The sequence below is a fragment of the Pseudomonas sp. UFMG81 genome, from assembly GCF_015354575.1.
Lineage (GTDB): Bacteria > Pseudomonadota > Gammaproteobacteria > Pseudomonadales > Pseudomonadaceae > Aquipseudomonas.
The window spans coordinates 110115-122402 of the sequence record NZ_JACAFQ010000015.1; the positions used below are offsets into that span (position 1 = coordinate 110115).

Sequence of the window (12288 nt, forward strand, 5' to 3'; positions counted from 1 at the left end):
CCCGTAGGAGCCGACTTTGCCGGCGAATGGGCCGCACCGCGGCCCCCTTTGCACACTACTTCTCAGCGACGCTGGACTTGCCCTGGCGCGTTTCGATCTCGTTGATCAGGCGCTTGGCCAATGCCGGGTAGTTCTCGTCGAAGTGGTGGCCGCCGGGCAGCTTCATGCGCTCGCCCACCGCGGTCTTGTCGGTGCAGCCGCTCTCGTCGGTTTCTTCCACGCCATACACGCACACCACCTTGGCTGCCGGCAGCTTGGCCATCTCCTGGCCGGTCGGGGCTTCCTGGCCTTCCTTGCCCAACCAGCCCTCGACTTCGATCTCGAAGCTGCCACTGCGGGCGAACGCTAGCAGGATCACCGCGTCGACCCGCTTCTGGTCCTCTTCGGGCAGGCGGTTGTAGATGGCCGGCAGTACGTCGGCGCCGAACGAATAGCCCGTCAGCACGAAGCGCTTGGTGCCCCATTTCTGACGGTAGTGCTGCATCAGTTCGGACAGGTCGGCGGCGCTCTGTTCCGGGGTCTTGTGCTGCCAGTAGTAGCGCAGGGTGTCGATGCCCACCACCGGGAAGCCGAGCTTGGCCATCTCGCCAGCCACGTCGCGGTCCAGGTCGCGCCAGCCACCGTCACCGGAGAGGAACAGGGTGACGGTGTCGGTGGTCTGGCCGGCCGGGACTTCCACCACCGGGATGGCCAGGGCGTTGCCGTCCTGGCCGACCAGGGCTTGGGTCAACTGGGCCTTGAGCACCTGGGGCAGGTGGATGTCGTAGTCGGCAATGCTCGTTTCGGCGTTGGCCTGGTCACGCACGAAGGCGGCGCTGGCGTCGTCCGGGTTGTCGTTCCAGGCCACGTTCCAGTGGCCGTGGGCGGCGGTCTTGGGCAGCGCGGCCTGGCAGCCAGGCTGCTCGAGGGTGAAGTCCACCGAGATGGCCCGGGCCTTGTCATCGCTTTGCGTGGCCAGCCAGCGCCAGGCCTGGGCGGCGCCCGGGCCGATGCCAGCAACCAGGGTTGGCTTGTCGGCCAGCTGGGTCAGCGCTTCATTCATGCTTGCCTGCTGCTTGACGCAGTCGGCCGGTGGCAGGATCACCTGCACCAGCTGGGCCTCACCGGCCTGGCTCAGGTCCAGCAGCTGCTTGTCGCTCAAGGCCTGGTCCTGTGGCACACCGATGGCCACCCGGGCCTTGGCATGCACGCCGGGGGTGGCACGGGTCAGGCTGCTGCCGTCACCGAGGGTGAGGTGCTCCAGGCGTGCCTCGGGGGCCGGGCGGGTCCACAGCCAGAACGCCGCGCCGCCGGCCAGCACGGCCAGCAGCAGGGGAATCAGTACGTACAGCCAATAGCGTCGGATCATCAACGTTTCACCAATCCAGTCAGGCCGCCAGCGATCAGGGCGGCGGTATCAGCCAGTGCCACCAGCGGGTCGAGCCCGGCTGGCACGGCCATGTAGCGGGGTTCCCAGTCCGGCTGGAACTTGTCCTTGAAGCGCCGCAGGCCCTGGAAGTTGTACAGCTGCTCGCCACGCTGGAACACCATCGAACCCAGGCGCTGGGTCAGGGGCGCGCCACGGCGCGGCTGCAAGCCGGAAAGGGGGACCATCCCCAGGCTGAAACGGCCATAGTCATGGCTTTTGTAGTGAAGGATCAGGCCGACCATCATGAATTCCATGGTCAGTTTTGGTGCTTCTGGGTGGGCGCGCATCAGGTCCAGGCTGGCCAGCTCGTTGCTGTGGGTTTCCAGCAGGTTGGCGAATGCCACCGGACGGCCCTGGAAGCGGATCAGCGCGATGCGGAAATGCTGCAGGTACTCAGGGCTGAACCGGCCAAGGGAGAAGCCTTTCTCGCGCACGTTCTTGCCGTCGAGCCAGGCGTCGGAAATCTCCTTGAGCTCGGCCAGCGGGGCGTGGCCGGGCTCGTGGATCTCCAGCGTGAGGCCGTCGCGGCCACCCCGGTTCCAGGTGTAGCGCAGGTCCTTCATCTCCTTGCCCTTGGCCTCGATGTCGAAGCGGCGCAGGTCGACGCGGGCCTCTTCGCCCAGCTTGATGGCCGTCAGGCCAATGTCCATGTAGAACGGCAGGTTCTCCGCGCGCACCTGGTAGAACACCGGGCGGGCGTGGTGCAGGTCGCACAGGTCGCGGAACTGCCAGATCATCTCGGCGCGTTCCTGGGCCGGGCCGATGGGGTCGTACAGCGCTACCAGGCTGCGCCCGCGACGGGCGTACATGAGGAAGGCGTTGTCGCTGGGGTGGAACAGCAGAGCCTTGTCACCGGTCAGGGCCAGGCCGCCATCGGGCTGGTCGGAGGCCAGCAGGATGCGGTTGGCGCGTTGCAGCTCGTCGTCGCTGGGCAGGTGGATCACCGGGCGCGCGGTGCGCAGCAGCCAGGTCAGGGCGACGATCACCAGCAGCACCGCACTGCCCATGGCCGCGCGCAGGCCGCGCGGGGCGTCGGCGTCGAGGGTGAACTGCCACCACAGTTGATGGCTGTAGGGCACGTCCTGGTAGGCGAACAGCAACAGCCAGACAGAGGCCCCGACCACGCAGGCGCTGGCCACCAGGTACACCGGCGAGAACGGCAGTTCGAGCAGGCGGCTGGGGCGGTAGAACGAGCGGCGGAACATGGCCAGCAGGGCGGCGGTGAAGCACATCAGCGAGGCTTCTTCCCAGTCGAAGCCCTTGAGCAGCGACAGCAGCGCACCCACCAGCAGCAGCACCGTGGTCAGTAACCAGGCCGCTGACAAGCGGCGGCGCAGGCCTTGGGCCAAAAGCAGGCAGAGCACGCCGATCAGGCTGGCGCCGAAGTGCGAGGCATCGATCAGGCGGTGCGGAATCAGGAAGCCCATGTGCTCCAGACGGCTGTCGATCTCGGGGGTAGCGCCGGAGAACAACAGCACCACACCGGACAGGAACACCAGGATCGCCAGCACCGGCGCGGCCAGCCCGGAGGCGGCGCGTATCGCCTGCTGGGCGAACAGCAGGCGGCGCGCTTCGTTGGCCAGTAGCAGCACGCAGGCGACCAGCAACGGCAGTACCACGTAGATCAATCGGTACAGCAGCAGGGCGGCGGCCAGTGGTGCGGCACCCAACTGGTTGGCGAATGCTGCCAGCAGGACCGCCTCGAACACGCCAACGCCGCCCGGCACATGGCTGAGCACGCCCGCGGCAAGGGCGAGCAGATAGACCAGCACAAAGGCGCCGAAGGGCGGTGCTTCCGGCAGCAGCAGATAGAGCACCGTGGCGGCGGCCAACACGTCCAGTGCGGTGATCAGCAGTTGCAAGGCGGCCAGGCGGCCACTGGGCAGGCGCAGGGTGCGGCGACCGAACTGCACCAGCAGGCTGTCGCGCAAAGGTTGCTCGGCCAGGCGCCGACGGTAGAGGCCGACCACCAGCGCCACGCTCACCGCCAGCACGGCCACGGCAATGCCGCCGAGCAGCGTCGCTGGAAGGCGCAAGGCGGTGGCGGCTGCGGGCAGGTTGCTGAGGGTGGCCAGTGCCGCCAGTGGCGGCAGGGCACAGCCGAGCGACAGGCTGGCGAACACGGTCATGCGTGCGACTTCCGCGGCGCCGAGGCCCTGACGAGCATACAGGCGGTAGCGCACCGAGCCGCCCGAGAGCATCGACAGACCGATCGCATTGCCAATGGCAAAGGCGCTGAAGCCGCCCAGTACCAGGCTGCGTGCTGGCAGTTGCACGTCGGCATAGCGGCTGGCCGACCACTCGTAGCCGAGCAGGATGACGAAGCCGACCACGGTCGCCAGCAGGGCACCGGCCAATGCACTTGCCGACACACCCAGCATTGCGTCGTGCAGGGCGTAGATATCCAGTTCACTGAGCAGGTGTCGGCAGGCGATCAGGCCCATGGCGAACAGCAGCAGGGTCAGCGCCAGGCCCAGCGGTTGGCGGTACCTGCTCAGGCGCTCCAGCCAGGGCAGATGCTGCGCGGCGCCAGGCAAGGCCGCGGTGAGCGGTGCCTGGGTTTCGGGAGTGGGGGCGGTCATGGGTTACCCCGAGCGATCAGCGCGAGGTGGGGGCAAGGTACGGCCAAGTGAAAGTCCCTTTGGAAAACGTATCCGAATATTACTCCGGGCCGGGTGCTTAATCTGTTTCAGGATAGTTAAAGATAGTTCATCCAGCCGCGCGGCCAGGCAGGAGCATACGCACGCAGGCGGGGGCGGCGTGGAGGCAATGTGTGGGGGCTGAATGCAACAAACCCCGCGCTATCTTTCGATAGGCGGGGTTTGTTCTGACGAATATGGTTGCGGGAGCCGGATTTGAACCGACGACCTTCGGGTTATGAGCCCGACGAGCTACCAGGCTGCTCCATCCCGCGTCAGTGGGGCGGATTCTACCGATTATTCATCGGCTGTCAAGCATAAGTACCTGATTTTATTTTGAAATTTCTGTGAGGCTGAGCACAGGCAATAAAAAAGGCCACTGTCAAAAACAGTGGCCTTTCTAGAATCTGGTTGCGGGAGCCGGATTTGAACCGACGACCTTCGGGTTATGAGCCCGACGAGCTACCAGGCTGCTCCATCCCGCGTCAGAGGTGCGCATTCTACGGATTGCTGGTGCACTGTCAAGCATTAATGCTGTCCTGTGCGATTGGATGCCTGCAGACGCTTTCTTCAAGGCAATAAAAAAGGCCACTGTCGAAACAGTGGCCTTTTCTTGAATCTGGTTGCGGGAGCCGGATTTGAACCGACGACCTTCGGGTTATGAGCCCGACGAGCTACCAGGCTGCTCCATCCCGCGCCTGTGAGATCGAATTCTACGGATTTGTTTCCAGGTGTCAAGCGAAAACTTGAGAAAATCCTTTTTTGTTCAAACCCTTAGCGCTGTTGATCGGGCTTCGGCTCAGGTATGACGGGGCTTGCAGGCCGATTTCGTGGCCAGGCTGTTTCGTGTGCCTGGCCTGGAGTACCATCTGTATGAATTTACAGTGTCGGCCGTGGTCCATGTCCCAGCGCAAGATCATCCACATCGATTGTGACTGTTTCTACGCTGCCATCGAGATGCGTGATGACCCGCGCCTGGCGGGTCGCCCCATGGCGGTAGGCGGGCAGCCGGGGCAGCGTGGGGTGATCGCCACGTGCAACTACGAGGCGCGCGCCTATGGGGTGCGTTCGGCGATGTCGTCGGGGCATGCGCTGAAACTGTGCCCGGACCTGCTTATCGTCAAGCCGCGTTTCGAGGCATACCGCGAGGCCTCGCGGGAGATCCACGCGATCTTTCGTGACTACACCGAGCTGATCGAGCCGCTGTCGTTGGACGAGGCCTATCTGGATGTCAGTGACAGCCAGTGGTTTGCCGGCAGCGCCACGCGGATCGCCGAGGACATCCGTCGTCGGGTCGCCCGGCAGTTGCATATCACCGTCTCGGCCGGGGTGGCGCCGAACAAGTTCCTGGCCAAGATCGCCAGCGACTGGCGCAAGCCCAATGGCTTGTTCGTGATTACCCCGGACCAGGTGGAAGCGTTCGTCGCGGTCTTGCCCGTGGCGCGCCTGCATGGCGTGGGCAAGGTCACGGCAGACAAGCTGGCGCGTCTGGGCATCGATACCTGCCTGTCGTTGCGCGACTGGTCGCGGTTGGCGCTGGTGCGTGAATTCGGCAGCTTCGGTGAGCGCTTGTGGGGCCTGGCGCGGGGCATCGACGAACGCGTGGTGCAGACGGACAGTCGGCGCCAGTCGGTCAGTGTGGAGAACACCTATGATCACGATCTGCCGGATCTCGCCAGTTGCCTGGAAAAGCTGCCCGACCTGCTGGCCAGCCTGAATGAACGCATTGCCCGCATGGACAGCAGCTATCGGCCCGACAAGCCTTTCGTGAAGGTCAAGTTTCACGATTTCAGCCAGACGACCCTGGAGCAGGCGGGGGCGGGGCGGGATGTGGAGAGCTACCGGCAGTTGCTCAGCCAGGCGTTTGCCCGGGGCGGCAAGCCAGTGCGTTTGCTGGGGGTTGGGGTGAGGTTGCGTGATCTGCGCGGGGCGCATGAACAGTTGGAGTTGTTCGGCGACCTATAGAAAAGGGGCTGCACTGCAGCCCCTTTTTTGCATTACTGCGCGCCCGGATCGGCCACCAGTCGCCCAGTCGCCTTGGTCAGGCTCTTGAGAAACTCCTGTTGCAGCTCCGGATCGTTGCGGGTCAGCTCGATCAGGCTCTGCTCCAGTTCGCTGGCTTCTTCTTCCAGGCCCAGTTCCGACAGGCGCTTGACCCGATGCACCCATTGGCCGACATCGTCGTCCTCAAGGTCGTCGAAGATCAATTCGTGGGCTTCGAGCAGCTTGCCCCGCAGGTTGCCGCTGACCAGCAGGCTGGCATCGCCGCGCACGCCGTTGTCCTCATCGATCACCTGCAAATGCAGGGTGCCGACATGGTTGAGGTTCTGCTCCGAGAATGGGCTGTCCAGCAGGTTCAGGCGCAGCACGCCATTCTTGTCGGTGGTCAGCTCATGGGTCTTCTTGCCAGCCTTGACCTCCACCAGTCGCTCGTTCCAGGGCAGGCTGGTGAACTCTTCGCGCTTGCCTTTCTCGACTTCACTGATGCCGGCCAGGTTCTGCTGGGCACGGCCGTTGGACGGCACGTTCATGAACGGGTTGAGCCCGTCGACGCCATAGCTGAGCCAGTCGTGGGTGACGCTGTCCGGCAGGTTACCCAGGGCGAACACGTTGACCACGTTGGCACCGATACCGGCCACCACTGCCACCGCGCCCAGCGGAATCTCGTAGATCTCCCGCCAGGGCTGGTAGGGCGTGTAGCGGTCGTAGCGGCGGGTCACCTCGAACTCGGTCACCTCGAAACGCTGTTGTTCGTGGATGCGCACGCGCCGCTGCGGAAGCTCCATCACCTTGGGCTCGCCGACATCGATCTGCAGACTGTGTTCGAGCAGCTTGCGCTCGACGCGCTCCTCATGGTCGCTGCGCTGGGACATCTGGTTGGCACAGCCGCCGAGGAGCAGGGCGCCGCACAGTGCGGCGCCCCCCAGGGTGTAGGTACTTCGCTTGGACATGATCACTCGCGCAACGGTTTATCAGCGGCGGATGCGGGCCTGAAGGAAGCTCAGCACTTCATTGAGCGGCAAGGCCTGGGCCTCGGACTCGGTGCGGTGCTTGTACTCCAGGTTGCCATCGGCCAGGCCGCGGTCGCTGACGACGATGCGGTGTGGGATGCCGATCAGCTCCATGTCGGCGAACTTGATGCCGGGGCTGGTCTTCTTGTCACGGTCGTCCAGCAGCACTTCGAAGCCGGCGGCGGTCAGTTCGGCGTACAGCTTGTCGGTGGCCTCGCGCACCACGTCGGTTTCATAGCGCAGCGGTACCAGGGCGATCTGGAAGGGGGCCAGGGCGTCGTTCCAGATGATGCCTTTGTCGTCGTAGCTCTGCTCGATGGCGGCAGCGACCACGCGGGACACGCCAATGCCGTAGCAGCCCATCGACAGCACCACTGGCTTGCCGTTCTCGCCCAGTACCTGGCACTTGAGTGCTTCGCTGTACTTGGTGCCGAGCTGGAAGATGTGGCCGACTTCGATGCCGCGCTTGATCACCAGGGTGCCCTGGCCGTCCGGGCTCGGGTCGCCTTCGACGACGTTGCGCAGGTCGGCGACCTGTGGGACGGGCAGGTCACGCTCCCAGTTCACGCCGAAGTAGTGCTTGTCGTCGATGTTGGCGCCGATGCCGAAGTCGCTCATCAGGGCGACCGAGCGGTCGATGATGCATTCCAGCGGCAGGTTCAGCGGGCCGAGCGAGCCTGCGCCAGCGCCGATGGCGTCGCGCAGCTCGGCATCGCTGGCCATGACCAGCGGGTCGGCGACCTGCTCCAGCTTGGTGGCCTTGATTTCGTTGAGCTCGTGGTCGCCACGGACGACCAGCGCGACCAGCTTGCCTTCTTCGGCGCCATGCACGATCAGGGTCTTGACGGTCTTCTCGATCGGCAGGCCGAAGTTTTCGACCAGTTGCGCGATGGTCTTGGCGTCCGGGGTGTCGACCAGGCGCAGCTCTTCACTTGGGGCCGGGCGCACGGTTTCGCGCGGGATGGCCTCGGCTTTCTCGATGTTGGCGGCGTAGTCGGAGCTGTCGCTGAAGATCACATCGTCTTCGCCGGACGAGGCGAGTACGTGGAATTCGTGGGAGTAGCTACCACCGATGGAGCCGGTGTCGGCCTGCACTGGGCGGAAGTCCAGGCCCAGGCGGGTGAAGATGTTGGAGTACGCCAGGTGCATGCGGTCGTAGGTTTCCTGCAGGGAAGCCTGGTCGGCATGGAAGGAGTAGGCGTCCTTCATGATGAATTCGCGGCCGCGCATCAGGCCGAAGCGCGGACGGATCTCGTCACGGAACTTGGTCTGGATCTGGTACATGTTCAGCGGCAGCTGCTTGTAGCTGGACAGCTCGTTGCGCGCGAGGTCGGTGATGACCTCTTCATGGGTTGGGCCGACGCAGAATTCGCGCTGGTGACGGTCCTTCAGGCGCAGCAGCTCAGGGCCGTACTGCTCCCAGCGGCCGGACTCCTGCCACAGCTCGGCGGGCTGGATGCTCGGCATCAGCACTTCCAGGGCACCGGCGGCGTTCATTTCCTCGCGCACCACGGCCTCGACCTTGCGCATCACCCGCAGGCCCATCGGCAGCCAGGTGTACAGGCCGGAAGCCAGTTTGCGGATCATGCCGGCACGCAGCATGAGCTGGTGGCTGATGACCACGGCATCTGCCGGGGTTTCTTTCTGGGTGGCGAGCAAATATTGACTGGTGCGCATGGTGAGCCGTGTCGATTGCCTGAATGTGAAATGACCCCGCATTGTACGGGGGCGAAACGAAAGCGTACAGGATGCCCCAGGCGCATGTGCTTGTCAGCCATGAAAAAGCCCGGCACTGGGCCGGGCTTTTTGTTCGCGGGGCAGTGCAAGCAGAGGCTTACAGGATGCTCAGCGGGTACTCGACGATCAGACGCAGTTCGTCGATCGAGCTCGAACCGTAGTAAACGCCATCGCTGGAGCGGTAGGTGGCCTGACGGACGCGGAAGCTCAGGTCTTTCGCCGGGCCTTCCTGCAGCACGTACTTGATGTCCACGTCGCGTTCCCATTCCTTGCCGTTGTCGGTGCCGGCGACGTTGGCGCCGGTGCCGCGGACATAACGGGTCATGAAGGTCAGGCCCGGAATGCCGTACTCGGCGAAGTTCAGGTCGTAGCGAGCCTGCCAGGACTTCTCGTCTTCGGCGTTGAAGTCGGAACGGGCGATGGAGTTGGCCAGGAAGATGGTGCCGCCGCCGTCCACGCCGTAGCCGTAGTCGCCGTCACCGGTAACTTTCTGGTAGGCCACGGTGAAGGTGTGCGCGCCAATGTTGTAGGCGCCGGACAGGCTGAATGCACGGTTGTCCAGTTTGTCGCCGTCGAAGGCCTTGTACAGGGCAGCGCCGTCGCTCTTGGTGTCATAGATGTTGAAGTCGAACACCAGGCCTTGCTTGTCGGAGATCGGCAGCGCCCAGTTGATGTTGGCGTAGTATTTGCGCCAGTAGTCTTCGACCTTGGAGTAGTACAGGCTGGTGCTCAGGGAGTCGGTGAAGGCATAGGTGCCGCCGACGACATCAGCTTCCTTGAGGTGCAGGCTGTCGCGGTTGGTTTCAGCTTGCGCGGTCAGGCTGGTGAAGCGACCGGCGTGCAGGGTCAGGCCCTTGATTTCGTTGCTGGTGATCAGCGCGCCCTGGGCGATCTCTGGCAGCAAGCGGCTGTCGTCGGTGGCGAACACCGGCAGCGCGGTGAACTGGTCACCCACCTTCAGCACGGTGTCGGATACGCGGAATTTGACCGCGCCGCCGCCTTTGGAGTAATCGTCCTGCGAACGGCCATCGCTGCCGGTCGGGAACAGGCCGGTGCCGGCACGGCCCTTGCCGCTGTCGAGTTTCAGGCCGAGCATGCCGATGGCGTCGATGCCCACGCCCACGGTGCCCTGGGTGAAGCCGGACTCGTAGGTGCCGAGGAAGCCCAGACCGGTTTCTTCAACGCGGCTCTTCTCGTCGTGCGGGTTGTTGCGGAAGTCACGGCTGAAGTACAGCATCCGGGTCTTGACGTTCAGCTTGCTGTCTTCAATGAAGCCTTTGGATTCATCTTGCGAAGAGGCGATGGCCAGCTGCGAGGTTCCCGCCGCAACGGCCAGGGCGATCATGCTCCACTTCATCACGCGCATCGTGATTTGCTCCTTTGGTTTTTAGGAAGAGTACCGCTGCGCCCAGGTTTTTTAGTTATCGGGGCAGCTCTTTCTTGTTATGTCGGCGAAAATGTATATCACGCAGACTATTCTTGGCGATACGGGTAAAAACAACCTTTCGTTAACTTTATGGCCGTGTCGCTTACAGTTATTTCCATGTCGCAAATCACGCCCTGCTTAGTTGGGCGTATAACGCCAGCGCTGCTGTCAAGCCGTCATTTATGTGTAAACACAAAGTGCGGCCGACTAACTCCCTGGTGGATCCGATGCCGCTGTTGTCATTTGTCGCGTTCACCTGCCAATGCAGGTGTCGTGCCGACTTGGCGTCAAGCGAATGCAACAAGCGTGCTCAAAATTGCGAACGCTTGATGAAATTTTCACAAATGCCCGTCGCGCCAAGGGGAAACCTCAGCAAACGCGGGGGTGATGGCCCGGTGTCGGCGCAAACGTTCGAGCAATGGTTTGCGTGCTTGCGAGCTGCCTTGAAAGTCAAGGTGTTACCGCTGACTGTTGATCCTGGCTGTTTTCTGTGACGAAAGTGTGGTGGTGCGGTGACGAGCCGCATCATTGTGGTGCGAAAAGTAGCGCGGTGTTACCGAAGTGGGGCTGGGGCGTCGTCCCGTCTGTGTGTTTTGCGGGTGTGGGAACGCAACCGGCAGGGTATCCTTCGCCCCTGTTCCCGCTGCATGGGCGGGCATTTGGTTTTTCAGGAGGTTCGCCGTGTTCACCCTCGATTCTCGCCTGCAACAGGATTCCCTGGCGCTGGGCGACTTGCCGCTTTGCCGTCTGCTGCTGAGCAAGGACGCCAATTACCCCTGGTTCATCCTCGTGCCGCGGCGTGCCGAGGTCAGTGAGCTGTTCGACCTCGACGAGGCTGACCAGCGGCAATTGTGGGAGGAGACCACCGCGTTGGCCGAGGCGTTGAAGGATGCGTTCGCCGCCGACAAGATGAATGTCGCGACCTTGGGTAACGTAGTCAGCCAGCTGCACATGCATGTCATTGTTCGCCGCCATGGCGATGCGGCCTGGCCTGCACCAGTCTGGGGCAAGGTGCCGGCCGTTGCGTACGCGCCTGAGCAGGTGGAGGGCATCCGTGAGCGAGTGCGCATGCTGCTAGGTGACAGTTTCAAGGAAGCTGAGGTATGAGCCTGCAAGAGCAGATCATAGAGCTGGAAACCCGCCAGGCGTTCCAGGATGACACCATTCAGGCGCTCAATGACGTGGTGGTCGAGCAAGGGCGGGTGATCGAGCGCCTGCAGTTGCAGGTGGCTGAGCTGATCAAACGTTACGAGGAGATGGTCGGCCAGTACGGCAGCGAGGGGGAAGAGGCTCCACCGCCTCATTACTGAAGACGGCGGAGCAGGGTGGTCAGCGGCGCGAAACCGCGACCACGTCTTCGGCCTGCAGGCCTTTGTCGCGGTGCATCACCGAGAACTCCACGCGCTGGCCTTCGACCAGCACGCGGTGGCCTTCACCGCGGATGGCGCGAAAGTGCACGAAGATATCGTCACCGGAGTCGCGCGAAATGAAGCCGAAGCCCTTTGACGTGTTGAACCACTTCACGGTGCCGGTATCGCGCTTGCCGATATCCTGTGCAACGCCCGGGTTGCGCGCTTTACGCGGGGGGCGGGCGAAGCTGGCGAGCAGTTGGAGCACGCTGGCCAGCACGGCGCAAGCCAGTGCCGGCAGGCTGCCCAGCTCCGGGCGGGCCAGCAGGGTGAGGGTTTGCAGGGCCACGGCCAGCACCAGCAGGATGCTTGCCGCGCGATGCAGTTGCTGGCGCATGCCTTTGTAGTACAGCGGCAAGGCGGAGGCCAGGATCAGGTTGAGCAGACCGAGCAGCGCCAGGTAGACGGCCTCGGGTTCTTGCAGCAGGGGTGTCGCGTCGGTTCTGAGGCTGGGTATGAGCGATAGCAGCAAGGCCGCCACGCCCGTCACCAGATGGACGATCTTGAACATTTGGTTTGGCTCACATTAATAAGGCCGATCACAGGATGAGCGGATCGCACGGTGCGCGTGAGGTGTAGGCGCGAAAACGTGGCGAACCCGCCTATGCACCCGGCAATGACTGTCCGCACGGGTGGCACGCTGCCTATTTAACAGCAA

At 63.5% G+C, this 12288-nt stretch carries 9 protein-coding genes and 3 tRNA genes; 3 read left to right on the top strand and 9 right to left on the bottom strand.

Features of this window, described 5'->3' with window-relative positions:
- Positions 1-55: 55 nt before the first annotated feature.
- From IX761_RS13865 to IX761_RS13885, 5 genes are all read right to left on the bottom strand, one after another.
- Positions 56-1348 (bottom strand): virulence factor family protein, encoded by a 1293-nt coding sequence (locus tag IX761_RS13865; RefSeq protein ID WP_194790142.1) that lies wholly within the window; start codon positions 1346-1348, stop codon positions 56-58.
- Positions 1348-3990 carry a bifunctional lysylphosphatidylglycerol flippase/synthetase MprF gene (mprF, locus tag IX761_RS13870; protein ID WP_194790143.1) on the bottom strand — a complete coding sequence of 881 codons (2643 nt, stop codon included), beginning with the start codon at positions 3988-3990 and terminating at the stop codon, positions 1348-1350. The genes IX761_RS13865 and mprF overlap by 1 nt, the downstream gene beginning before the upstream one ends.
- 255 nt (positions 3991-4245) lie before the next feature.
- Positions 4246-4322 (bottom strand) — tRNA-Met (locus tag IX761_RS13875).
- A gap of 133 nt (positions 4323-4455) precedes the next feature.
- Positions 4456-4532, bottom strand: a tRNA-Met gene (locus tag IX761_RS13880).
- A gap of 135 nt (positions 4533-4667) precedes the next feature.
- Positions 4668-4744 (bottom strand) — tRNA-Met (locus IX761_RS13885).
- 203 nt (positions 4745-4947) lie between these two features.
- On the opposite strand from IX761_RS13885, the gene dinB reads away from it, so the two are divergent.
- On the top strand, positions 4948-6012 hold the full coding sequence (dinB, locus tag IX761_RS13890) for a DNA polymerase IV (protein WP_194790144.1): 1065 nt from the start codon (positions 4948-4950) through the stop codon (positions 6010-6012).
- A gap of 32 nt (positions 6013-6044) precedes the next feature.
- Here the strand turns inward: dinB and IX761_RS13895 are convergent, their stop codons facing one another.
- The 3 genes from IX761_RS13895 to IX761_RS13905 form a co-directional block, all read right to left on the bottom strand.
- Positions 6045-6998, bottom strand: coding sequence for a hypothetical protein (locus IX761_RS13895; protein ID WP_194790145.1), 954 nt, complete (start codon positions 6996-6998; stop codon positions 6045-6047).
- Positions 6999-7019: 21 nt separating this feature from the next.
- A complete protein-coding gene (locus tag IX761_RS13900; protein ID WP_194790146.1) occupies positions 7020-8735 on the bottom strand; it encodes a proline--tRNA ligase in 1716 nt (571 codons plus the stop codon).
- A 157-nt stretch (positions 8736-8892) separates the two neighbouring features.
- The gene (locus IX761_RS13905; RefSeq protein ID WP_194790147.1) at positions 8893-10161 is read right to left on the bottom strand and encodes an OprD family porin; all 1269 of its coding nucleotides are present in this window, start codon (positions 10159-10161) and stop codon (positions 8893-8895) included.
- Between the two features lie 741 nt (positions 10162-10902).
- Between IX761_RS13905 and IX761_RS13910 the strand changes: the two genes are divergently transcribed.
- Both IX761_RS13910 and IX761_RS13915 read left to right on the top strand, forming a co-directional pair.
- Positions 10903-11328, top strand: a complete 426-nt coding sequence (locus IX761_RS13910) for an HIT family protein (RefSeq protein WP_194790148.1) — start codon at positions 10903-10905, stop codon at positions 11326-11328.
- Positions 11325-11531 carry a SlyX family protein gene (locus tag IX761_RS13915; protein ID WP_194790149.1) on the top strand — a complete coding sequence of 69 codons (207 nt, stop codon included), beginning with the start codon at positions 11325-11327 and terminating at the stop codon, positions 11529-11531. The genes IX761_RS13910 and IX761_RS13915 overlap by 4 nt, the downstream gene beginning before the upstream one ends.
- Positions 11532-11550: 19 nt before the next feature.
- Here the strand turns inward: IX761_RS13915 and IX761_RS27405 are convergent, their stop codons facing one another.
- Positions 11551-12141 carry a cold-shock protein gene (locus tag IX761_RS27405; RefSeq protein WP_323744572.1) on the bottom strand — a complete coding sequence of 197 codons (591 nt, stop codon included), beginning with the start codon at positions 12139-12141 and terminating at the stop codon, positions 11551-11553.
- Between the last annotated feature and the right edge of the window lie 147 nt (positions 12142-12288).